Genomic DNA, 22,184 nt, shown 5'->3' on the forward strand with positions numbered 1-22,184 from the left:
GCCACCCATGAAGGTCATCGTGATCGGCGGCCACGGAAAGATCGGCTTATTGCTCGGCCGCGAACTGTCCCGTCGAGGTGATCAGGTCACCTCGGTCATCCGCAATCCGGACCATGCGGAAGAGGTCCGGGCGACCGGCGCCACCGAGTTGGTGCTGGACATCGAGCGGGCCTACGGCCCCGAACTGGAACCGGCCCTGACAGGATTCGACGCCGTGGTGTTCACCGCAGGGGCCGGCGGCGGTGATCCCGAGCGCACCTACGCGGTCGACCGGGACGCGGCCATCCGCATCATGAACGCCGCCCTGGTGGCCGGAGTGCAACGCTTCGTCCTGGTCTCCTTCGCGAAAGCCGATACCCGCTACCTGAAACCGCTCGACGACCCGTTCTATCCCTATCAGGTGGCCAAGATCGCCGCCGACGAGCATCTGCGTGAATCGGCGTTGGACTGGACGATCCTGGGGCCGGGGGCGCTGACGCTGGAACCGGGAACCGGGAAGGTGGCCCCGCTGGAGCATCCGATCTCCGGGGACACCTCCACCGCGCGGGCCAATGTCGCCGCAGCCATTGCCGAAGCCTTGGCCCAACCGCGCACCATTGGTGCCACGTTGAACTTCTGCGACGGGGACCTGCCCGTGGACCAATGGTTCGCCGCAGTGGACGGGTGACCCGGTGGCGCTAACGGGGTGGGGCGCGCATGGCGCGGGGTGCGACCACCAGTGAAAGCAGCAGCATCAGCGCCACGAGATAGAACGCGTTGAGGATCCCCAGGTGTTCGCCGACCACACCGAGCACCGGCGGGCCGACCAGGAAGGCCATGTAGCCGAAGATCGAGATGATGCTGACCCTCCGTGCCGACTGCGTGGGGTGGTCCGCCGCCGCCGAGACACCGATCGGGAAGCCCAGCGAACCGCCCAGGCCCCAGAGGCCCGCGGCGGCAAAGGCCGTCCACTGGCTGTCGGTCAGGATGAAGATCAGGATGCCGATGAACCCTAGTGCCCCCATGATCGTCAGGGTGTGGCGTCGGCCCAATCTGTCGATCAACGGCCCGCCGCCCGCCCGCCCGACGGTCATCGCCGCCACGAACGTCCCGTAGACCAGGGCCCCACCGGCATTGTCGAAACCATGACCATCCACGGCAGCGATGGGCAACCAGTCGTTGGCGGAGCCTTCCACGAAGGCCATGCCCACGACCATGAGCCCCAGGAAGAACAACTGGGGTTCGGCGGCCATCTTCAGGATTTCGCGCAGCCGTGCCCCGAGGTGGGTGTGCCTCCCGACACCGGTGACCACCTGGGGCGTGGTCGGTAGGACGACGGGCTCCTTGATCCCGGGCCCGGGAAGATAGCGAACGCTCCAACTGCCGGCGGCCGCGATGGCCACCCCGACCACCGTGAAGTGGATGGCCACCGGGAGCGAATTCATGGCTGCCACCGCGCCGAGGCCGGCACCGATGATGGTTCCGAAACTGAAGAAGGCGTGCATCATCGGCAGCAGGGTGCGCCCATTGGCCCTTTCAACCTCCGCCCCTTCGACGTTCATGACGACGTCGGTGATGCTGTAGAAGAAACCGAAGAGCACCAATATGCCGGCCGAGGCGGGGAAGGAACCCCATACCTCGGTGGCCAGGCCCAGTAACACGGTGGCCACGGCCATGGCCAGCAGCGAATATCTCAGCCCGTTGCGGGTCCCCATCCGGGCCATGTAGTTCGGGGCGGTGGCGAGTCCAGCGATGGAACCGAAGGCCAGGCCGAAGAGCATCAGTCCGATGGTGGCGGTGCTCAGGTGCATGCCGTCCCGAACCGCCGGAATGCGGGAGACCCACGAGGCGAAGCCCAGGCCTGAAAGGGTGAAGACCACGAAAACGGCATTGCGCCACGCACGGAGGTTTCCTCGAACCATGGTCGGCTGCGTGGTGGGCACCTGGATGCTTCTTCCTGTTCCTTCGGGGTCAAGATGGTGATGCGGTCCCGGAGGACCGAGGACCTCCCGATCGGATCAGCGTGTTGCTGCCGGGCGGGGGAGTATCACTGCTGCTGCCTATAGTCTAATGGCTTTTATGCTGCGGGTGGACTATTTGTTGTTCGCGCCTCGCCGGCGCGGGCCCGGCGCGTCTGAGCGCAACGGCCTCGTGGGTGTGGGTGGTGCCCCCGGCGCGATTCGAACGCGCGACCGACAGATTAGAAGGCTGTTGCTCTATCCACTGAGCTACGGGGGCCCGTGCCCCGCAGGGCAACAGGAATCATTCTAGCGATCCGTTCCGGCAGCGCCACATCGGGCCGGCCACGGCCCCCTCACACCCCCCCGGTCTCCGGACGAATCAGACCGGTAGTGCACACCCTCGCCGACGGCGCCGCCGCTTCTGCGGCCGAACGGCCAGTCTGGGGATCCGGGACGATCCGTCCCGGTTCGAGCGCAGCACTGGAGGACACCATGAAAGACGTGAACAACTTCATCACCGTGGTCGGCAATGTGGGGACCGACCCGGTGGTGCGCACGCATGCCAATGACTTCAAGGTCACCCAGTTCCGACTCGGGGCCGATATCCGGGGCAGGAACCAGCAAAGCGGCGAATGGGAGACCAAGAGCACCAACTGGTACACAATCAAGGTGTTTCACCAGCTGGGGCTCAATGCCCACGCCTCCCTGCGCAAGGGGCAACGGGTTTTCGTGGCCGGATACGCCAAGGTGGACCAATACACCCGTGAGGACGGCAGCACGGGGACGGGAATAGATGTCGAGGCCGAGGCCATCGGCCATGACCTCAAATTCGGGACCACCGAATTCGCCAGGCTTCCCCAACTATTCGCCCCCCGGGGCGACGGGCACCGGACGGAGCCGGGGCCACCCGCGGTCCAGGGGGACGAAGCCGAGGCGCCGTCCGGGCCGGGAACGGCCCATGCGGGTCCCTCCGCTGCCGGGTCCGGTGATGCGTGGCAGGACCAGGAGGAACCGGAGGCGGATCCGTTGGCCGGTTGAGGCCGCGGCCTCCGGTCCTGCACCACCGGTGATGGACTGTTCCGGTGGGGCCACTGCAGCAGTAGTGCCGGCAGGAGTCCTCCGGCCCCGCCCAAATAGGGAAATGTCCGCGGCAACGACTAGCCTAGAGGGCATGGCAGAATTCATTTACACCATGACCAAGGCCCGCAAGGCCGTTGGTGACAAGGTGATCCTCGACGATGTCAGCATGTCGTTCTACCCCGGCGCGAAGATCGGTGTCGTCGGCCCGAACGGTGCGGGTAAGTCGACGATCCTCAAGATCATGGCCGGCCTCGACACGCCGTCGAACGGCGAGGCACGGCTCAGCCCCGGATACTCGGTGGGCATTCTGCTGCAGGAGCCACCGCTGAACGAAGAGAAGACCGTCCTGGGCAACGTCCAGGAAGGGGTCGGGGAAATCTACGGGAAGATCTCCCGTTTCAACGAGATCTCCGAGGAGATGGCCTCACCGGACGCCGACTTCGATGCGCTGCTCGAGGAGATGGGCAAGCTGCAGGAGGCCATCGACGCCGCCGACGCCTGGGATATCGATTCCCAGCTCGAGCAGGCCATGGATGCCCTGCGTTGCCCTCCGGGTGATGCCGAGGTTTCGATCCTCTCCGGCGGTGAGCGCCGTCGGGTCGCCTTGTGCAAGCTGCTGTTGCAGAAGCCGGACCTGTTGCTCCTGGACGAACCGACCAACCACCTCGACGCCGAATCCGTGCTCTGGCTCGAGCAGCACCTGCAGGCCTACCCGGGCGCCGTGCTGGCCGTGACCCACGACCGGTACTTCCTGGATCACGTGGCCCAGTGGATCGCCGAAGTCGACCGTGGCCAGCTCCACCCCTACGAAGGCAACTACTCGACGTACCTGGAGAAGAAGCAGGCCCGTCTGGCCGTCCAGGGCAAGAAGGACCAGAAGCTGTCCAAGCGTCTGAGCGATGAACTCGAATGGGTCCGCTCCAACGCCAAGGGCCGCCAGACCAAGTCCAAGGCCCGTTTGGGCCGCTACGAGGAGATGGCTGCCGAGGCCGAGCGCACCCGCAAGCTCGACTTCGAGGAAATCCAGATCCCGCCGGGTCCGCGCCTGGGCTCGCTGGTCATCGAAGCCGACAAGATCAAGAAGGGCTACGGGGACCGCGTCCTCATCGAGGACCTCTCCTTCACCCTGCCGCGAAACGGCATCGTCGGGGTCATCGGGCCCAACGGTGTCGGCAAGTCGACCTTGTTCAAGACGATCGTGGGCATGGAAGAGATCGACGACGGAGTGCTCAAGGTCGGCGACTCCGTGAAGATCTCCTACGTCGACCAGAACCGTGGTGGCATCGACCCGGAGAAGAACCTCTGGGAAGTCGTCTCCGAGGGCAATGACTACATCCAGGTCGGCAACGTCGAAATGCCCTCCCGGGCCTACGTCTCGGCGTTCGGGTTCAAGGGCCCGGACCAGCAGAAGAAGGCAGGTGTGCTCTCCGGTGGTGAACGCAACCGCTTGAACCTGGCGTTGACCCTGAAGCAGGGCGGCAACCTGTTGCTCCTTGACGAGCCGACCAACGACCTCGACGTCGAAACGCTCTCCAGCCTGGAGAATGCGCTGCTCGAGTTCCCCGGTTGCGCCGTCGTCGTCTCGCACGACCGCTGGTTCCTCGACCGGGTCGCCACCCACATCCTCTCCTACGAAGGCACGGAGGAGGATCCGGCCAACTGGTACTGGTTTGAGGGCAACTTCGAGGCCTACGAGGAAAACAAGATCGAGCGGCTGGGCCCGGATGCGGCCAAGCCCCACCGGGTGACCCACCGCCGTCTGACCCGCGGCTAGGTTCCCGGAACCACGAGCGGCGCCCCCACCGGATGATGACATCCGGCGGGGGCGCCGTATTTGTGTGGTGCGGGCGGTCCTAGCGTTTCTGTTCGTGCTTGACCGCCGCGCGCATCAGGCGCGACTGCACCCCGCCAATGATCTTGGACTTGGTATCGGTGGGAACACGGAGCATGCCTTCCTGGGCGACGGTCGCCACCAGGACGCCTTCGCGGGTGAAGAATCGTCCCTGGCCCAGCCCGCGGGCCCCGGAGGAACTGGGGCTCTCCTGGACGTAGAGCAGCCAGTCGTCGACGCGGACGTCGCGGTGCCACCACATGGCGTGGTCCAGGCTCGCGACACTCATCCCCGGGGTGATCCATGGCAGGCCATGGCGGCGCAGCACCGACTCCAACAACGTGTAGTCGCTCCCGAAGGCCAGCGCGGCCCGGTGGAGGGACTGGTCGTCGGGCAGGACCTCGTAGGACTTCATCCAGACGGCGTTCGAGGCGGTCCGGGCCTGACCGGTCGGGGCCTCGAAGTACAGGGGCTTGTCGATGTAGCGGATGTCGAAGGGGCGCTTATAGGCCCATTCGCGGGCAATGGGATGGTTGATCTTCCCGATCACCTCGGCGGTGGTCGGCAGTGATTCGGGCTCCGGAATGCCCTCGGGCATCTGCAGCTGGTGCTCCAGGCCCTCCGCCGGCTCCTGGAAGGAAGCGATCATCGACAGGATCGGCTTGCCCTTCTGGTAGGCATGGACGCGCCGGGCGGAAAAGGACCGGCCGTCACGCAGGCGTTCGACCCCGAAGGTGATGGGGATCTTCACGTTGCCGGGACGCAGGAAGTATCCGTGCATGGAGTGGATGGGCCGTCCGCCCTCGACGGTGCGCGAGGCGGCGATGACCGACTGGCCCAGGACCTGCCCGCCGAAAACCCGGTCCCGGCTCTGCTCGGGAGTGTGGCCGACGAAGATGTCCTCGTCCGTGCGGGTCTGGCCGTCTCCTTCGAGATCCAGCACCCTGACCAGGGATTCGGGCACTTCTTTTTCGGGCACTATTACTCCTTGGTAGGCATTGTCCTGCGCTAGAGACTATCCGCGGGCCACCTCGCCAATCAAGCAGGAGAAACCGAAAAATAGCGTGCCGACACCGGGGGTGACAGCATGGGAACATGCTTCACGATACGCTGCTCTTCGCCGATGCCGACACCATGACTGATCTACGCACGTTCCTGACCCGGGCCCGGACCGTTGAGGACGGACAAGTCCGGCTGCAGGCGGTCGGGACGGCACTGGCCGTCTACGTTCCGGTTCTGGCCCAGGAAGCCATCGCCGCGGCGACCCCCACCGTGCTGGGACTGCGGGTGGCCCGTCTGGCCAGCCCCGAAGCGGACGGTTTCGAAGCCGTCCATGAGCTCGGCGCGTTGACCGACCGGTTGGCGCGGGTCGATGAGTTCGAAACGACCTTGGCCTTGCCCCCGGCGGAGTCCCGGGCCGCCTGGGCCGGCATCACCCCGCCGTTGGCCGGTTGGGAGGAACTGGGCGCTTACGCCGACGACGAACTGCGGGCCCAGGCCGAAACCGGGATGCGCTCGGTCGCCGAGGCCGTTCCGGCCAGCGTGGGGCGCCCGGTCCTGGATACGGTCCGCGGGAGGATCTGGTCCGCCCCGGTGACCGGGACCGGCCCCCATGACGTGGAACTGCCGCTGGGGGCGGCCTTCGCCGCCCACACCTTGGGTTTCCTGCGGCCCGGGGGAACCAGCAGGGTCTTCAGGCAAGGCCGCTGGCTTCGGCTGTCCTCCGCGGGCGGACACACCCTCATCCGGCACGCGGCGCAATTGCTGTAGGGACCGACCGGCCCCCGGCCGGTGACCGATCACGGGTTCCGGCCCACGCCGACAGACCCATCGTCCCGACCGCGATCGACACCACGGCGGCGGCCAGTGCGCCATAGATCTGCCAGTCCACGGCCGGGGCCCAGCCTCCCAACAACCCGTAACCGACACCGAAGAGTGCCGGAAGAACACACAGAGTGCCGATCACCAGGGCGGATACGGCGACGAAACCGGATTCGATGAAGACCATGAAACGCAGTTGGCTGCGGGTGGCACCCAACCGTTTCAACACGGTGAATTCGTTCTTCCTCGCCCCGGTGAGCATCACCAGGGTGTTTCCGGCAGCCAAGGCGACGAAGAGGACCAGGACCAGCAACAAGGCGTTGGAAAGGCGCTGCTGCTCGGCGGTGGAGATCACCGCTTGTTCGGCGTAGTCCGCGACACTGCTGACCGTGTATCCCCGGGAGGCGAGCGATGCTGAGGCGGCCGCGGCACCGCTGCCGGTGGTGTTCACCAGCACCGAGTCCACCCGGTCCGGGCGGTTCGTCGCCGGGATGTAGTCCTCGTTGATGATGAAGTCGCCGAATCCCAGACCGTTGCGGTAGATCGCGGCGATGGCCAGGGTGTGTTCGCTGCCGTCGCCGAAACGCACTTCGAGGGCGTCATTGAGGCCCTTTCCGGTCCCCAGCGTGGCCACATCGCTCACGGCGATGGTCCCGGGGGTCGAAAGATCCTCCAGCCTCCCCTGCGTGAGCCCCGGATCAAGGAACCGGCCCGGGTGGTCTCCCACCGTGCGCAGGGCCCCGGGTTCCCAGAGGAAGTCATTGAACAGGGCCAGATCCTCGTCATCGTCCTCGAGCTTCGTGCTGACCGGGACGGTAGAGCTGGCCATCGCGGACTCCACCCCCGGGACCTGTCCCACCTCGGTGGCGTTTTCGGTGCCCAGACCCGTGGGGGAGGAGACCACCAGATTGACTTCCAGGCCCTCGCGGAGCTGCAGCCCGGCCGCTCCGACGGTACCGACCCCCACCCCGGACTGGACGGTTCCCAAGGCCAGCAACAGGGCCAGGGGGATGATCGCGGTGGTGAGCCGAAGCGAGAAACCCCGGGTGTTGGCGATCGCCAGTACCGCCGGCCCGGCCGGGCCCGACAGGAAGAGCCTGACCGCAGCCCGGGCCACCCACCCGATCATGGCCGGCCCGCCCAACGCGGCCGCGGCGACGAGCAGGAACGCGGACGAGGCACCGCTGGCGCTGCCGATGGTGTTCGGCAGGATGATGGGGATCACGGAGGACCCCGAGCCCGCCGCCAGGAAGCTCCAGGCCGAGATACGCCGGACGGGGGAGAGCACCGGGGTTTCCATGGCGCTGCCGCTGACGGCCTCCATCGGGCTGACGCGGGTCAGGCTCCTGGCGCCCAGGTGTGCCGTGAGCAGGCTCGTGGCCAACAGCACCACCACGGCACCCACAGCGGGAAGTGCGTTGATGGTTGGCTCGAACCCTGCCGGGACGATCCCGCTGCGGCGCAACAGCGGCAGGAGCAGGCCGGAAGCGTAGAGCCCGGGGATGGCCCCGAGCGGTGCGGCCAGGCAGAAGACTGCAAAGACTTCGGCGGTGATCATCGAACGAATCTGAGCGGAGGTGGCCCCGATGGCCCGAAGCAGGGCGAATTGCTGCTGGCGTTGCCGTAGCGAGGCGGCGAAGGTCTGGGAGAGCACCAGGACGACCAGGATCAGGGCCGTGCCGGCGAAGGAACCGGCCACCGTCAGGAGCTGGGACACCGGGGAGCCCGAGGCCCCGGCGTTCAGCCCCGCTGCCAGGTAGACTCCGGTGGCCGAAAGCAAGGCGGCCGCAAGGAGCACGATCAGAAAGCTGCCGATGAAACTGGAACGATGGGCGCGCAATGCGGAGAGGGTCGTGGACCACATGATCTCAGCCCTCGAGCTTCGTGAGACGGGCGACGATCTGGTCGGTGGAGGGCGCGATCAGTTCTCCTGCCAGACGGCCGTCGGACAGGAAGAGCACCCGGTCCGCAGCGGTGGCCACCTGCGCATCGTGGGTGACCAGTACCAGGGTCTGGCCCAGTTCGTGGGCCGTGGTCCGCAGGACCTGAAGGACCTTCTGGCCGGTGGGGCGGTCCAGGGCGCCGGTGGGTTCGTCGGCGAAGACGACGTCCGGACGGGCGATCAAGGCCCGGGCGATGGCGACCCGCTGGGCTTGACCTCCGGATAGTTCGCCGGGGTACTGGTCTTCCTTCCCATTCAGGCCCACCGCCGAGATGAGCCGCTGCTGCCACTGCGTGTCGGCACGCCTGCCATCGAGTTGGAGCGGGAGTGTGATGTTCTCGGCGACGGTCAAATGACCGATCAGGTTATAGGCCTGGAAGATGAAACCTATATGGCGCCGGCGGAACCGGGTGACCGCGTCGGGGGAGAGCATCGTGAGGTCGGTTCCCCCGATGACCACGCGTCCACTGGTGGGTACATCCAGCCCGGAGGCACAGTTCAGGAAGGTGGATTTTCCCGACCCCGACGGCCCCATCACCGCGGTGAAGGTGCCCTGGGGGAGGGAGAAGGTGACATCGTCCAAGGCGGTGGAGACCCCGGGGCCGTTCGGGTAGGTCCTGCGCAGTCGGCTCAATACCACGGCCGGTGCCGGGATCCGGCCGGTCGGCACCGTGGCGGGGGTGGTCATGCTCATGGGATGGCTCCTATGTCGGGGGAATGTTGCCTGGGGACTTCGAGCCTAGAAGCGCCACGAGCCCGGCACGAGCCGCTGGAGGAGGCACCCCGGGACTTGCATCCTTTGATGCAAGGACCGGGTGCGCGCGGAGCCGGGAGGGCCCCTCGACGCCCCGGGGAGCCCGCCGGTCCGTTGACGTGGCACCGGTTCCCGAGGGCGGGACAACACCTTTGGATGGTGGTCCCCACATGCCATCCTGCACGGCTGGAGGCCCTGCCGCATGCGGCCATAGCGTCGGAAGGACAGCACAACAGCGGACGAACCCCCGGAAAGGGACCATGATGACCACCACCGAACTACAACCGGACGTCGAGGCCGGATCCGTCCGGGGACTGATTAGACGACGGCCTTTGACGACCTTCTTCATCCTGACCAACCTCTTGAGCTGGCTGGGCTGGCTGCCGTACATCCTGTCCAGGAACGGGCTGGGGGTCTGGGACTATGGATTCCCCGAGTTGCTGGGCACCTCGCAGTTCGCCGGCGTCCTGCCCGGGGCCTTCCTGGGACCCATCGGTTCGGCCCTGCTGGTCACGATCGTGACGGAGGGCCGTTCCGGGCTCCGCATCTGGGTCGGACGCCTGTGGAGGTGGCGTGTCCACTGGCAGTGGTACGCGATCACGCTGCTGGGGGTTCCCGCGGCGATGCTGGTGACCGGGTTCGTGTTCTCCGGCGGGAGGATCAACGCTCCGTCGCTGACGGCCCTCGGACTCTACGTTCCCTTGCTGCTGGTCCAGCTGCTGACCACCGGACTTGCCGAGGAACCCGGGTGGCGGGATTTCGCCTTGCCGCGCCTGCAGCAACGCTTCGGGGCCCTGGGGGCGGCGATGCTCCTGGGCCCGCTCTGGGCCATCTGGCATCTGCCACTGTTCCTGACCGAATGGGGTGGCTGGCCCGAGGCCCACTGGACCCGCCCCGTGGCATTCATCATTTTCTGCCTCGCGTTCAACGTGGTGATGTCCTGGGTCTTCAACCGGACCGGGCAGAGCCTTCCGCTCTCCATGCTCATGCACGTCAGCGTCAACACCTTCGCCTCCATCATCTGGACCGAGACCTTCCCGGCGATCACGGAAGTCATGGTCCTTCCGGCGACCGCCATCGGTGCCGTCGTCGCTGCGGTGGCGATCATCGTCGCCACCGGCGGACAGCTGGGCCACGTGCCTGCTGGCGCGGAGGAGGCAGTCCGGGAAGGGGTGGGCTAGGGACCAGAGCCGTCGGGGACCTCGACGATCCGATTCTGGTAGGCCCACACGACCGCCTGGAGCCGGGACCTGACCCCGAGCTTGGGCAGCATGCGCGCCAAATGCGATTTGACGGTGGAGACTTCCACCACCAGATCGGCCGCGATCTCCTCATTCGGTTTCCCCTGGGCCAGCAGGAGCAGGATTTCGTGCTCCCTCGGGGTCAACAGGTCCTCCACCCTGCGTCCGGTGACCGGTTGCAGGCTCCGTCGCTCGACGAACTCCCGCAGGATCCGGCGGGTGAGCGTCTGGTCGATGGTCGCCTCCCCGCCGGCGACCCGTCGCACCGCCTGGGCAATCACCTGTGGTTCGGCGTCCTTGAGCAGGAACCCCGAGGCCCCGGCCTCCAGGGCCCCGAAGACATAGTCATCGAGGTCGAAGGTGGTCAGCACCAGCACAGGGATCGGCGTAAGGACCCCCGGCCCGCACAGCTCCCGGGTGACGCTGATGCCGTCGATCCCGGGCATGCGGATATCCAGGCAGGCGACATCGGGGTCCATCTCGCGGGCCAACTCCAGGGCTTGAACCCCATCGGAGGCGACGGCGACGACATCGATATCGGCCTCCATGTTCAATAAGGCGGAGAGCCCGGCTCGTACGAGGGGCTGGTCGTCGGCAAGCAACACGCGGATCAAGGCAACTCCTGGTGGGTTTCGTGGTCGTCGACGTCGGGGTCCCTGGCCTCCCGGGGCACCACCAGACGAACCGACCAGCCGCCGTCGCCCATCGGCCCGTGGCTCAGCGTAGCCCCGATGAGCTCGGCCCGCTCACCCAGCCCGAGGAGGCCGAAGCCCCCGGCGGTGCCCCGGGGCCCGGCCGCGGACGGCCCATTGCGCACGACGGCCGTGAGTCGGCCGGGATCGGTGTCGTCGATTTCCACGACGCACCGGGCCCCGGGAGCGTGGGCGGAGGCATTGGCCAGTGATTCCTGGACCATCCGATACACCACCAGTTGGGCCAGCGGTCCGATCCCGGTCCCCGGCTCCCGGTCGTCCCCCGCCGCCGACAGGAGCACCTCCACGTCCATTCCCGTGCCGCGTCGTTCCTCCACCAGGTCGGGAACCGCAGCCACCGTCCGGGTTGAACGGGTGCCTTCGGGGTGTTCGCGCAGCAGGCCGACCAGCAGGCGGAGATCCTGCAGCACGGCCGTGCTTTGGGAGCGGACCTGCTGGGCAGACCGTTTGGCTTCCTCGGGGTCGGTGTCGATCTGCTGTTGGATCGCCGAGGTCATCAGGGCGATGCCCGACATGTGGTGGGCGGCAATATCGTGCAGTTCCCGGGACATCGCCGTGCGTTCCCTCGCAACTGCTGCCTCGATCCGGGCTTGGTGTTCACGCGCCAGGGCCTGGACTTCATGGGTGCGGGAGAGGCGGGCTTCCCGCCGGGACGAGAACACCAGCGCGAACAGGGCCGGGGCGCCGACCACCACCAGGGCCTGGAGGGCCGCGGAGATCCCGGCCTCGGAGGCCGGCATGCCGGTGCGGAAGTCGTTGACCGTCTGGGCCCCGGCAAGCAACAGGACGGCCAGGGCCAGCAAGGGGCCCAGCCGGCGTACCGGAAGCACGCCGACGGTGAGGAAGGCGGCACAGAAGATGGCCAGGGTGCACAGGCTGAACGCCGAGCCAGGGACGAAGGCGGCCAAGGCGATCGGCAAGGCCACGACGATGAGCAGTACCGCCCGCGGGGCCGTCCTGGCCCGGAGCAGGGCGACCGCCTGGCCCACCAGGACCACCGCAACTCCCCATAGCTCATGCCCGCCGGAGGGGAACGTCCCTCCCGGGATCTCCGTATCGGCGGTCTCGAGCAGCGGAAGCAGCAGCAGGGTGGTCAGTGCCAGCCCGGCACACACCACGGCGGAACCCCACTCGGCGGGCGATGGCCGGAAGCTGCGATCCTCGTGGTCCTGCATGTCCTGCATGTCCTGGGGTTCCTGTCCTGGAGTGGGTGGACGGTGGGCGACCTCGTCGTGGATTACCCTGTGTGGGCCCGGGGCACCCTCCCATCCTTGCAGATGATCGCCCGGCCCGAACAGGAGGCGTTGACCCGCGGGGAAACCGGAGTGAACGGGGCCGACGTCCCCCGACCGGTAGGGTCGGAACATGTTCTTCATCACACGGGTCTACTCCTAGTCCCGCACGTCATCACGTCCACAAGCCGTGGGCGTCATGTCGCTGCGCCCGGTGGCCTCTACCCCTAGGACGAACGGCCAGGAAGATCCGTGAGAAACAAACCCCTTCAGCCCCGCCTCAGCCCTGCCAATCTCTCCAACGCCTCCGATGCCGGGGCGAATCAACTATTCGGCATCACCCTGGATATCGTCACCGTGACGGTCCTCGGGTTCTCGGCCACCCAAGTCGGCCTGCTCAACGCGCTGGGTTCGCTCTCGTTCCTGTTCCTCAGCGTCCCGTTGGGCATGCTCGTGGACCGTGTCGGCGCCGCACGGGTCCCGGCCGAGTACATCTAGTGGCCAAACTGCTGGGATCGGGGACCGTCCTGATCCTGTTCCTGACCGGTCAGCTGGGCACCGTGGCCGCCATGGTCGCCGTGACGGTGACAGGGATCCTGACCGTGGCCTCCGAAAACGCGCAGACGACCATCGTTCCGGGATTGACCCGTGACACGAGGGGCATCGCCCAGGTCATTGCCACGATGGCTTCGGTCGACCGGGCTGCCGGAATCATCTTTCCCGGAGTGACCGGTGCGCTCATCGCGCTGTGGGGCGGCGCGCCCGCCTTGGCCCTGTCCACCGCCTTCTTCGCCCTGGCGGTGGCGGCAATGCTCCCCCTGGTGAGGAAGGGACCCGGCCGGGTGCGGCCGGCACGCGCCCCGTCGGCAGCCGGCAACCCGGCCGGGGCGGCGAAGGTCCTTGCCCTCGGGGCCGGCCACGGTTTCGCGGTATTGCTGCGCAACAGGGTCCTGCTGGGAATCACCCTGCTGACGGCTGCCGGCAATATCGGGCTGGCCATCGGTAGTTCGATCCAACCGATCCTGATCCTGCGGACCTTGGGGCTGGGCATGGGTTTCTACGGGATCCTGGGGACCGTGGCGGCGGCGGCGGCGTTGACGGCCACCTTCGTGGCGCCGGCGATGGTGCGTCGGGTCTCCTTGAGGCGCCTGTTCGGCTGGGGTGCGGTCCTCCAGGCGGTCGTGGCAGCTCTCTCGCTGGCCGCGTATCTGTGGCCCGGGGCGGCCGTGGTGCTGCTGCTGGCCTTCGAGGTCTGCTGGGCGGCCACCCTGACGGTGACCAATATCGCCGGGGCGGCCTTCACCGCCAATGCCGTCTCGGCCACCTCGCTGGGCCGGACCAGTGCCGCCCAACGCACGATCACCATGGGCTCCGTGCCGCTGGCGGCCGTCGGGGGAGGGCTGCTCGCCGATGCCCTCGGGCTGGGCGTGCCGTTGCTGGTGTGGCCCCTGCTTACCCTCGGAGCCGCCGCACTGTTCTTCGTGCTCACGGCCCACAGGGCGTCGGTTCCCGCGGCGGTCTAGGCTGCGGTGGGCAGGGCTCCTAGCGGTCGGCGGCGTTCTGCAGCGAACGGGCCGCCCGGTCGAAGTAGTCCCAGATCGTGGCATCCTGCAGCGGTGGCAACGCGATCCGGTCCAGGGCATGACGCATATGGGCCAGCCAGGTGTCCCGGGCCGCGGTGTCCACGGTGTAGGGGACGTGGCGCATCCGCAGCCGCGGATGCCCGCGCAGCTGGCTGTAGGTGGTCGGGCCACCCCAGTACTGCTCGAGGAACAACTGCAGGCGGATGGCTGCCGGCTTCAGATCCTCCTCGGGGTAGATCGACCTGAACTCGGCATCATTGGCGACGGACTCGTAGAAGAACTCGGTCAGCCGCTGGAACGTCCTGGAGCCGCCGACCTCGGCGTAGAAGGTCCCCAGATAGGGGGAGAGGTCCTCGTGGTCGCCCCGGTCGGCGGAGGCCGGGGTCGTCCCGCCGAATCGATCAGGGCCCTGCGGGGAGGTGTCGCCGTCCCCGGACTGCCCGCCCGGGGCCGCAGGGGACACCGAGGGGGAGGACAACGGGCGCGCTTGTCCGACATGGATGCCCAAGGATTCCCCTCCGGGCAGACGGACGGGCCCGCCTTGCTGGTTCTGCTGGTCGCTCACGAGTTGTTTCCTTCCACGGCTGGCACGGTCCAGCCTCCTCCACACTATCGAATACGCAGGTGCTTCAGGGCTTCTCGTTGGCTCAGGCCCGAGAGTTCCTGCCGATGCCCGGCCACGAAGGCGCGTACCCATGCCGGATCGGTTTTGGCGTATTCGCGCAGGGCCCACCCGATGGCCTTGCGGAGGAAGAAATCCTGTTCGTTCATATTCGCCACGATGGCCGCTTCCAGCAGGCCGACGTCGGTGGCCTCCTTCGCGCTGAGCTGGGTGATGATCGCCAGGCGACGCTTCCAATGGTTCGGATCCACCGCCCAGGCGCGCACCAGTGGATCAACCTGCCCGCGATGCTGCGCCAGGAGGTCGGCGAACCGGCGGTGGTACTGATCCACGATGTCCCACCAGGCGCCGTCGACGACCATGTCCTCGAACAGGTCGAGGAACTCGAGCCTGCCCCGGCAGGACCGGTACCCGGTGAGTTGTTGGGCGGCATACCACTGCTCGCGATACCGCGCGCCCTCCCAGAGTCCGCGGGCCGAGCCGAGCAGTTCCTCCCACCGGCCGACCCCGGATTCACGCACCGAGTCGCGCACGATCCGCTGGACGACGGGGGCCCGGACGCCGAAGAACTCCATGTCGGTCTTCATATAGTGCTGCATGGCATCCGCCGCGACCGGATCGGCGGCGGCCGCCAACCGGGAGATGATCAACTCCCCGAGCCCGGTGCCCATGGCTAGGGTGCTTCGGGCCGGTTGAGGACCGGGAAGTTCACCGACCGGGCGATGAAGCACAACCGGTGGGCCTTCTCATGCAGCGTGTCGGCCAGGTCCCGCTGGGACTCATCGGCCAGAACGATGCGCGGCCGGAGCAGGACCTGGGTGAATTCGCCGCTGCCGTCACGGTTCAGGCGCAGCGTCCCGGTGGCGGCGTCCGTGTATCCGGTCACCGCCACCGAATGTTTCACCGCCACATGGAAGTAGGACAACATATGGCATTGGGCCAGGGCGCCGAGCAGCAGTTGTTCGGGGTTCCACCGATCGGGGTCACCGTGGAAGGTGGGATCGGCGGTGCCGGGAAGATCCGGCAGACCGTCCACCCGCAGGAGATGTTCCCTGCCGTAATCGCGATGGCCGGTGGTCCCGGTCCCGCGATTTCCCGTCCACTGGACATCGACCTGGTACTGATGCAGATTCGGATCCATGGCACCACTGTAGGCCCGAATTCCCGGGCGATTAACGTCCCGGGTCCCGGCTCCGTGGGGAGCCGGGACCCGGGGGATCAGTGCATCAACCAGTCAGGGCCCTAGCCATCCACGGCCTGGGCGGCCAGGGCCCGGACCATCGCATCGCGGCTTTCCACCAGCATCCGGCGCAGTGCAGGGCTGCCGGTGCCCAGCTGCTCCAGGAAGGCATCGGTGGCTTCCAGCGTGGCCTTGCTGGTCTGGGCCATGGGGAACAACCCGACGATGATCTGTTGGGCGATCTCCCAGCTCTTGGACTCCCAGACCCCCTGGATGGTCTGGAAGTACTTCTCCACGAACGGTTCCAGCAGGGCGGGATCATGGGCCCGCTTGAAACCGGTGATCGCCGAGCGCTGATGGGTGTTGGACAGCTCTCCGCCATCGATGATGGCCTCCCAGGTGGCCAGCTTCGAGGCGGCCGTCGGGATGGCGGCCCGCGCCACTTCGGCGGCCAACCGCCCGTTGGCCGTGTCGTCGGCGGTGAGTTCTGCCGCGATGTCCGCGGCGGCGGCCCGCCCACCGGCGACCAGCGCGGTCAGCAGGTGCCAGCGCAGATCGGCGTCGACCTGCAGTCCGTCGAGCTTCTGTTCGCCGGTGAACAAGGCCGCGACCGTGTCCAGCTGGTCGGCGGTGTGCGACCGGGAGGCGAAGGCCTTCACGAACTGCAGCTGCTTATCCGAACCGGATTCGGCCTCGCGGGCCAGCACCCACAGCCGGTCGGCAGCCTGGTCGCCGATCCGCTCGCGGTCCTCCTCGCGTACGTAGTAGTCCAGGACCGTGTTCAGCTGGCCCAGGATGACCAGGACCACCGAGGAATCGGACTCGTGGCCGATGTTGCGCAGCACCAGCTCAACGAATTCACGCGCCGGGGTCTCGGCGTCGCGGGCGGCGTCCCAGGCCGAACCCCAGACCAGGGTCCTGGGCAGGGAATCCTCGAAGTCCTTCAGGTGCTTCATCGCGACCTGCAGCGAGGCGGGGTCCAGACGGATCTTGGCATAGGCCAGATCGTCGTCGTTGACCAGCACCAGGTCCGGGCGCTTCCTGCCCACGAGGGCCTCGACGTCGGTGCGTTCCCCGGCCACATCGAGTTCCTGGCGGTGGGTGCGCACCAGCTGGCCGGCGTCGTTCAGGTCGTAGAATCCCACCGCGGCCCGGTGGGGGCGGATGGTGGGGTGGGACTCGGTGGCCGATTGCACGACGGCGAAGGACGTGATGGTGCCGTCGTCGTCGGTGGCGATCTCGGCTTCAAGCTTGTTGACCCCTGCCGTTTCGAGCCATAGGCGGGTCCATTCGGAGAGGTCGCGGCCGCTGGAGGCCTCGAGTTCGCGCATCAGGTCGGCCAGCTCGGTGTTGGAGTAGGCGTGCTTGGCGAAGTATTCGCGCACCCCCGCCATGAACTCCTGCTGGCCGACCCAGGCCACCAGCTGGCGCAGTACGGAGGCGCCCTTGGCGTAGGTGATCCCGTCGAAGTTGACCTGCACGTCCTGCAGGTCGTTGATGTCGGCCTTGATCGGGTGGGTGGAGGGCAACTGGTCCTGTCGGTAGGCCCAGGACTTCTCCATCGAGGAGAAGGTGGTCCAGGCCTGGCTGAACTCGGTGTTCTCCGCAGCGGCCAGGGCCGACATGAATTCCGCGAAGGACTCGTTGAGCCACAAGTCGTTCCACCAGCGCATGGTCACCAGGTCCCCGAACCACATATGGGCCAGTTCGTGCAGGATGGTGATCGCCCGGCGTTCGACCATGGCATCGGTGGGGCGGGACCTGAAGACGTAGGACTCCAGGAACGTGACGGCCCCGGCGTTTTCCATGGCCCCGGCGTTGAACTCCGGGACGAAGAGCTGATCGTACTTCTCGAACGGGTACGGGGTGCCGAACTGCTCCTCGTAGAACTCGAAGCCCTGGCGGGTCAGGGTGAAGATGTTCTCCGCATCCAGGTGTTCCATGATCGACTTGCGGGCGAAGACGCCCAACGGGATGGTCCGCCCGTCGGAACTGGTCAATTCGCTGCGCACCGCCTCATAGGGCCCGGCGATCAGCGCGGTGATGTAGGACGAGATCCGTGCGGTGCGGGAGAAGGCCCAGGTGGCTTTCCCGTCCCCGGCGGGCGAGGGCGTGGGGGTGGGGGAGTTGGAGATGAGGTCCCAGTAGTCGGGGGCGGTGACGGTGAAGGAGAACGCCGCCTTCAGGTCGGGCTGCTCGAAGACGGCGAACATGCGCCGGGCGTCGGGTACCTCGAACTGCGAGTACAGGTAGACCTCGTCGTCGACCGGGTCCACGAAACGGTGCAGGCCCTCACCGGTGTTCATGTACAGGGCATCGGCGACGATGCGCAGCTCATTGCGTGCGGCCAGACCGGGCAACTGGATGCGGACGCCGTCGCTGACCGTCCCCGGATCCAGCTCCACCCCGTTGAGCGTGACCGAGTGGACGGTGTCGGTGACCGCATCGATGAACGTGTCGGCCCCGGCGGTCGCCTCGAAGTTCACGGTCGTGGTGGACCCGAACACCTTCTCGCCCCGGGTGAGATCCAGTTCGATGTCGTAGCTCTCGACGGTGACCAATCCGGCGCGTTCGCGCGCTTCGTCGCGGGTGAGATTCAATCCTGGCACGGTGATGCCTCCCTGTTTGTCTTTCGCGGTTGATGGCGGTCCAGAGAGCGCGGATATCTGAAGCGATTCCTGAACATTACGGTTATTGTCTCACTTAATGGGCGGGATGGCGCTACCTGGGGCCATCCGACCCGGCCAGGGGCGCCGGGGCCCATGTCCGCGCCGGGGACGGGCCGGATAGGATCGGTGGACGGGATCCGTCCCGCATCCCCCCGCGTCGATGACCAGGAGAAGCACCGTGAACCAGACCCATGTCTACGTTGGCTGCGCCAAGGCCGGAACCGTCGAGACCTTCGCCTTCGATCCCGGGGCAGGAACCTTCGGCCCCGCCGGTGGGCCGGTGCCCGTGGACGGGGTGCGGTCACTGGCCTCCAATCGGGAACTCGGGCTGCTCTACGCCGGGGCCTCCAGCAAGCCCCCCAGGCTCACCGCGCTGCGCATCGATTCCTCCACCGGCCGGCTCGGCGAGACCGCGAGCGTGCAGTTGGCGGACAACACGGCCTACATCAGCCTCGATGCCGACGGAGGGACGGTCCGCAGTGCCTCCTACCACCAGGACGCGGTGAACTCCGTGGCGCTGGACGACCAGGGGCTTCCGGTCGGTGACGCGGTCCAGGCACCCAGCCCGGGGGAGAAGGCCCATAGCGTGCGGGCATCCCCCGACGGCCGCTACGTCTACGCGGCCTCCCTGGGCAGCGACCGGGTCGTCTGGTATGCGGTGGCGCCGGGGGAACTGACACTGGTCGGTTCCGTCGAGGCCCCCACCGGCTCCGGCCCACGCCACCTGCTCTTCAACGCGGATGCCTCGCGGGTCTATGTCATCCACGAGATGTCCGGGGAGGTCGCCGTCCATGAGCGGGACGCTGTCTCCGGGGCCCTGACCGAGATCCAACGCATCGACTCCGTCCCGGCCTCCCTGGGCCTGATCCCGGGCTTCGCCCGCCACCCCGGTGGCCCGGTGCCCGGCCCCGACGCCATCTGGTGCGCCGATATCCGCATCGGGGGACGGGGCAGGTTCCTGTTCACCACCGAGCGGTCGACCTCGACGATCTCCACCTTCTCCATCGACCCGGACACCGGCATGTTGGACTACCTGCGCACCACCGACACCGAGCAGCAGCCCCGCGGGGCCGGCGTGGATGCCGGCGGGGACCACCTGCTGGTCTGCGGGGAACTCTCGGGCCACCTCAGTGCCTATGGGATTTCCGCCCAGGACGGCACGCTCACCGCGACCGACCGGGTGGCCACGGGAGCAGGCCCGCTGTGGATCGAGGTCGTCGCCCCCTTGTAAGGTGGGAAATGTTCCCCTGCCACGGATGACCCGAAGGACACCATGCGCGTTCATATTGCCACCGACCATGCCGGACTCGAGCTCAGTGCCCACCTCGTGGCGCATCTGCGCAGTGCTGGCCACGACGTCGTGGACCACGGCCCGACCTCCTACGACGCCGAGGACGACTACCCGGGATTCTGCATCAACGCCGCCGAAGCGGTCGCCGCCGAACGGGCCCGCGGGCTGGATTCGTTGGGGATCGTGCTGGGCGGTTCGGGCAACGGCGAACAGATCGCCGCCAACAAGGTCAAGGGCATCCGGGCCGCATTGGCCTGGAACCTGGACACCGCCCGGTTGGCCCGCCAGCACAACGACGCCAATATCGTCGCCGTCGGCGGCCGCCAGCACAGCCTGGAGGAGGCCACCGGACTGATCGATGCGTTCCTGGCCGAACCATTCAGCGAGGACGAACGCCATATCCGGCGGATCCAGCAGATCGGTGCCTACGAAACCACCGGCCAGCTGGAGCACTAGGGGTGCCCGAGGGGCACTCCGTCCACCGGCTGGCCCGCCAGCTGGACGACGTCTTCGCCGGACAGGTGCTACAGGTCTCCAGCCCGCAGGGACGGTTCGCCGCCGGGGCTGCACTGTTGGACGGCCATGAACTCCTGGAGGCCACGGCCCACGGCAAGCAGCTCTTCGCCCGGTTCTCCGGCGAACGGATCCTGCGGGTGCACCTGGGCCTCTACGGGGCCTTCGGCTTCGGAGGGGACCAGACGTTCCGGGGTGCCTCAAGCATCGGGGCACCCCGGAGGATCGGCGAAAAGGAAGCGTACGACGACGAGGCTCCCGCCGCCTACGACGGCCCTCCCGCCCCGGTGGGCCAGGTCAGGATGCGCCTGGTCTCCGCCCACGGCTGGGCCGACCTGCGGGGGCCCTCGGTCTGCGAGGTCCTGACCATCCCGGAGGCCGAAGCGGTTCGGTGGCGCCTGGGACCTGACCCGTTGGGGGCTGATACCGCTGCGGGGGAAGAGGAATTCGTTGGCCGGATCGGGGCCACGGGCACCGTCATCGCCGCGGCCTTGATGAACCAGTCGCTGATCGCCGGGGTCGGGAACATCTACCGGGCCGAAGCACTGTTCAGGGCCGGACTGGATCCATGGATGCGCGGCCGCGATGTCCCGGTTCCGGCCCTGCGTGCGCTGTGGGCCGATATCTGCGCGATGATGGCCGATGGGGTCAGGGATGGCCGCATCATCACCACCCGGGTCCGGGACCGCAGCGATCCCGAGGCCCCGGTCTGGCCCGATCATGCCTATTACACCTACCAGCGCCAGGGTCGGCCATGCCTGATCTGCGGCACCCCGATCGGGCTGGCCGAACTGGCGGCACGCAAGCTCTACTGGTGCCCCGGCTGCCAAGCCCCGACCCGTCGGGTGCCCTGATCCGGCCGGAGGATCGCGGCTTCAGCCGGCCGTGAGCTGTTCAAAGGAGGCGATCAGTGCCTCGAATCCCGGATCGTCCTGGGCCCGGTGCCCGCTGCCGGGCAGGATCCGGTGCCCGGCCCCCTGCCGGGCCAGGACCTCGGCGACGGCCTCGTAATGCTCGTTCCACCCACCGCTGAGCACCAGGGTGGGTAGCGCCTCGATCAGGTCCGGGCTGATGTCGTGTCCCCACGGTGGTGGAAGGGTGCTGAACCGACGGGCGTGGGGCTCGTCCTGCGGCCAATCCGCTGCCAGTGCGGGCCCGCCGAACAGCCGGGGCTTCACTAGCGCCCAATAGCCGAAGAGATCGCCCTCGGCGGCCTTTTTCCGGGCCCGGGTCATGACCGCGATGTGCTCTTCCACGGATGCGGTGCCACGGATGAGGTCGAAGAGCGCCGGTTCGACCAGGACCAGCCGCGCCGGACGCAGTGTCCCGGCGGCGATGGCCAGCAAGGTCGGAGCGGCCCCCAACGAATGGGCGATGACCGTGCCGGGCTCCGTTGTCCTCAGCTGTCCCAGAAGGGTGGCCCGCTGCTCCACGGGTGAGTCCGGGGCGAAGGAGACGTACAGTCCCTCGTCATCGGTGGACTTCGGCCAGGCGGCCCTGCCGGTGCGGTTGGCCCCGGGAACGTAGATGCGCATGGCCGGACACTAGCACCCCGTTCCGCGCCCCTTAACGACGAAGGGCCGCCCTGGGGCGGCCCGACGCATGCGGAGGGGATGACGGGAATCGAACCCGCGTCATCAGTTTGGAAGACTGAGGCTTTACCATTAAGCTACATCCCCGCAAAGACGGGCCTTGCGGCCCGTTGCTTGGACCACATTAGCAGTGGGTCCGGAGCACGGCAAAATTGACGCCGGTCCCCGGGCGGCGCATGC

General features: G+C 67.5%; 21 protein-coding genes and 2 tRNA genes. 10 read left to right on the plus strand and 13 right to left on the minus strand.

Annotation, left to right across the window (positions count from 1 at the left end; genetic code table 11):
- Window positions 1-7 precede the first annotated feature (7 nt).
- On the plus strand, window positions 8-667 hold the full coding sequence (locus ACT3S2_RS08645) for an SDR family oxidoreductase (protein WP_444553706.1): 660 nt from the start codon (window positions 8-10) through the stop codon (window positions 665-667).
- A 10-nt stretch (window positions 668-677) separates the two neighbouring features.
- On the opposite strand, the gene ACT3S2_RS08650 is transcribed toward ACT3S2_RS08645, so the two are convergent.
- Together ACT3S2_RS08650 and ACT3S2_RS08655 are read right to left on the minus strand one after the other, a co-directional pair.
- Window positions 678-1,922, minus strand: a complete 1,245-nt coding sequence (locus ACT3S2_RS08650; protein WP_444561545.1) for an MFS transporter — start codon at window positions 1,920-1,922, stop codon at window positions 678-680.
- A gap of 219 nt (window positions 1,923-2,141) precedes the next feature.
- Window positions 2,142-2,217, minus strand: a tRNA-Arg gene (locus ACT3S2_RS08655).
- Between the two features lie 215 nt (window positions 2,218-2,432).
- On the opposite strand from ACT3S2_RS08655, the gene ACT3S2_RS08660 reads away from it, so the two are divergent.
- Window positions 2,433-2,978 carry a single-stranded DNA-binding protein gene (locus ACT3S2_RS08660; protein ID WP_444553704.1) on the plus strand — a complete coding sequence of 182 codons (546 nt, stop codon included), beginning with the start codon at window positions 2,433-2,435 and terminating at the stop codon, window positions 2,976-2,978.
- Window positions 2,979-3,111: 133 nt separating this feature from the next.
- The gene (gene ettA, locus ACT3S2_RS08665; RefSeq protein ID WP_444553703.1) at window positions 3,112-4,794 is read left to right on the plus strand and encodes an energy-dependent translational throttle protein EttA; all 1,683 of its coding nucleotides are present in this window, start codon (window positions 3,112-3,114) and stop codon (window positions 4,792-4,794) included.
- Window positions 4,795-4,873: 79 nt separating this feature from the next.
- On the opposite strand, the gene ACT3S2_RS08670 is transcribed toward ettA, so the two are convergent.
- A complete protein-coding gene (locus tag ACT3S2_RS08670) occupies window positions 4,874-5,830 on the minus strand; it encodes an acyl-CoA thioesterase (RefSeq protein ID WP_444561546.1) in 957 nt (318 codons plus the stop codon).
- 116 nt (window positions 5,831-5,946) lie between these two features.
- Here ACT3S2_RS08670 and ACT3S2_RS08675 point away from each other — a divergent pair, with 116 nt between their 5' ends.
- Window positions 5,947-6,621: a hypothetical protein gene (locus ACT3S2_RS08675; RefSeq protein WP_444553701.1), complete on the plus strand. Its 675-nt coding sequence runs from the start codon at window positions 5,947-5,949 to the stop codon at window positions 6,619-6,621.
- Here ACT3S2_RS08675 and ACT3S2_RS08680 read toward each other — a convergent pair.
- The gene (locus ACT3S2_RS08680; RefSeq protein ID WP_444561547.1) at window positions 6,593-8,536 is read right to left on the minus strand and encodes an FtsX-like permease family protein; all 1,944 of its coding nucleotides are present in this window, start codon (window positions 8,534-8,536) and stop codon (window positions 6,593-6,595) included. The two genes, ACT3S2_RS08675 and ACT3S2_RS08680, sit on opposite strands and share 29 nt — an antisense overlap.
- Window positions 8,537-8,540: 4 nt before the next feature.
- A complete protein-coding gene (locus ACT3S2_RS08685; protein WP_444561548.1) occupies window positions 8,541-9,308 on the minus strand; it encodes an ABC transporter ATP-binding protein in 768 nt (255 codons plus the stop codon).
- A gap of 320 nt (window positions 9,309-9,628) precedes the next feature.
- Here ACT3S2_RS08685 and ACT3S2_RS08690 point away from each other — a divergent pair, with 320 nt between their 5' ends.
- Window positions 9,629-10,549, plus strand: a complete 921-nt coding sequence (locus ACT3S2_RS08690; RefSeq protein ID WP_444561549.1) for a CPBP family intramembrane glutamic endopeptidase — start codon at window positions 9,629-9,631, stop codon at window positions 10,547-10,549.
- On the opposite strand, the gene ACT3S2_RS08695 is transcribed toward ACT3S2_RS08690, so the two are convergent.
- Both ACT3S2_RS08695 and ACT3S2_RS08700 read right to left on the minus strand, forming a co-directional pair.
- Window positions 10,546-11,223, minus strand: coding sequence for a response regulator (locus tag ACT3S2_RS08695; protein ID WP_444553697.1), 678 nt, complete (start codon window positions 11,221-11,223; stop codon window positions 10,546-10,548). The two genes, ACT3S2_RS08690 and ACT3S2_RS08695, sit on opposite strands and share 4 nt — an antisense overlap.
- Window positions 11,220-12,506 carry a sensor histidine kinase gene (locus ACT3S2_RS08700; protein WP_444561550.1) on the minus strand — a complete coding sequence of 429 codons (1,287 nt, stop codon included), beginning with the start codon at window positions 12,504-12,506 and terminating at the stop codon, window positions 11,220-11,222. The genes ACT3S2_RS08695 and ACT3S2_RS08700 overlap by 4 nt, the downstream gene beginning before the upstream one ends.
- A 300-nt stretch (window positions 12,507-12,806) precedes the next feature.
- Here ACT3S2_RS08700 and ACT3S2_RS08705 point away from each other — a divergent pair, with 300 nt between their 5' ends.
- Together ACT3S2_RS08705 and ACT3S2_RS08710 are read left to right on the plus strand one after the other, a co-directional pair.
- Window positions 12,807-13,052: a hypothetical protein gene (locus ACT3S2_RS08705; RefSeq protein WP_444561551.1), complete on the plus strand. Its 246-nt coding sequence runs from the start codon at window positions 12,807-12,809 to the stop codon at window positions 13,050-13,052.
- Window positions 13,052-14,077, plus strand: a complete 1,026-nt coding sequence (locus ACT3S2_RS08710) for an MFS transporter (protein WP_444561552.1) — start codon at window positions 13,052-13,054, stop codon at window positions 14,075-14,077. Before ACT3S2_RS08705 ends, ACT3S2_RS08710 begins: the two co-directional genes overlap by 1 nt.
- Window positions 14,078-14,096: 19 nt before the next feature.
- On the opposite strand, the gene ACT3S2_RS08715 is transcribed toward ACT3S2_RS08710, so the two are convergent.
- From ACT3S2_RS08715 to pepN, 4 genes are all read right to left on the minus strand, one after another.
- Window positions 14,097-14,702 (minus strand): globin, encoded by a 606-nt coding sequence (locus ACT3S2_RS08715; RefSeq protein ID WP_444561553.1) that lies wholly within the window; start codon window positions 14,700-14,702, stop codon window positions 14,097-14,099.
- 44 nt (window positions 14,703-14,746) lie between these two features.
- Window positions 14,747-15,430 carry a DNA alkylation repair protein gene (locus ACT3S2_RS08720; protein ID WP_444561554.1) on the minus strand — a complete coding sequence of 228 codons (684 nt, stop codon included), beginning with the start codon at window positions 15,428-15,430 and terminating at the stop codon, window positions 14,747-14,749.
- Between the two features lie 2 nt (window positions 15,431-15,432).
- A complete protein-coding gene (locus ACT3S2_RS08725) occupies window positions 15,433-15,900 on the minus strand; it encodes an OsmC family protein (protein ID WP_444561555.1) in 468 nt (155 codons plus the stop codon).
- A gap of 101 nt (window positions 15,901-16,001) precedes the next feature.
- Complete coding sequence (pepN, locus tag ACT3S2_RS08730; protein WP_444561556.1) at window positions 16,002-18,548, minus strand: aminopeptidase N; 2,547 nt, start codon at window positions 18,546-18,548, stop codon at window positions 16,002-16,004.
- 238 nt (window positions 18,549-18,786) lie between these two features.
- On the opposite strand from pepN, the gene ACT3S2_RS08735 reads away from it, so the two are divergent.
- From ACT3S2_RS08735 to ACT3S2_RS08745, 3 genes are read left to right on the plus strand one after another with little or no spacing between them, the layout of a single operon-like run.
- Entirely contained in the window at window positions 18,787-19,839 is a 1,053-nt protein-coding gene (locus tag ACT3S2_RS08735; RefSeq protein WP_444553690.1) for a lactonase family protein, read from the plus strand.
- 42 nt (window positions 19,840-19,881) lie between these two features.
- Complete coding sequence (locus ACT3S2_RS08740; protein WP_444553689.1) at window positions 19,882-20,355, plus strand: ribose-5-phosphate isomerase; 474 nt, start codon at window positions 19,882-19,884, stop codon at window positions 20,353-20,355.
- Between the two features lie 2 nt (window positions 20,356-20,357).
- Entirely contained in the window at window positions 20,358-21,266 is a 909-nt protein-coding gene (locus ACT3S2_RS08745) for an Fpg/Nei family DNA glycosylase (RefSeq protein ID WP_444553688.1), read from the plus strand.
- A 21-nt stretch (window positions 21,267-21,287) separates the two neighbouring features.
- Here the strand turns inward: ACT3S2_RS08745 and ACT3S2_RS08750 are convergent, their stop codons facing one another.
- Together ACT3S2_RS08750 and ACT3S2_RS08755 are read right to left on the minus strand one after the other, a co-directional pair.
- A complete protein-coding gene (locus tag ACT3S2_RS08750; RefSeq protein ID WP_444553687.1) occupies window positions 21,288-21,947 on the minus strand; it encodes an alpha/beta hydrolase in 660 nt (219 codons plus the stop codon).
- A gap of 73 nt (window positions 21,948-22,020) precedes the next feature.
- Window positions 22,021-22,091, minus strand: a tRNA-Gly gene (locus ACT3S2_RS08755).
- Between the last annotated feature and the right edge of the window lie 93 nt (window positions 22,092-22,184).

It is taken from the genome of Arthrobacter sp. AOP36-A1-22, assembly GCF_052377615.1.
Classification (GTDB): domain Bacteria; phylum Actinomycetota; class Actinomycetes; order Actinomycetales; family Micrococcaceae; genus Arthrobacter_H.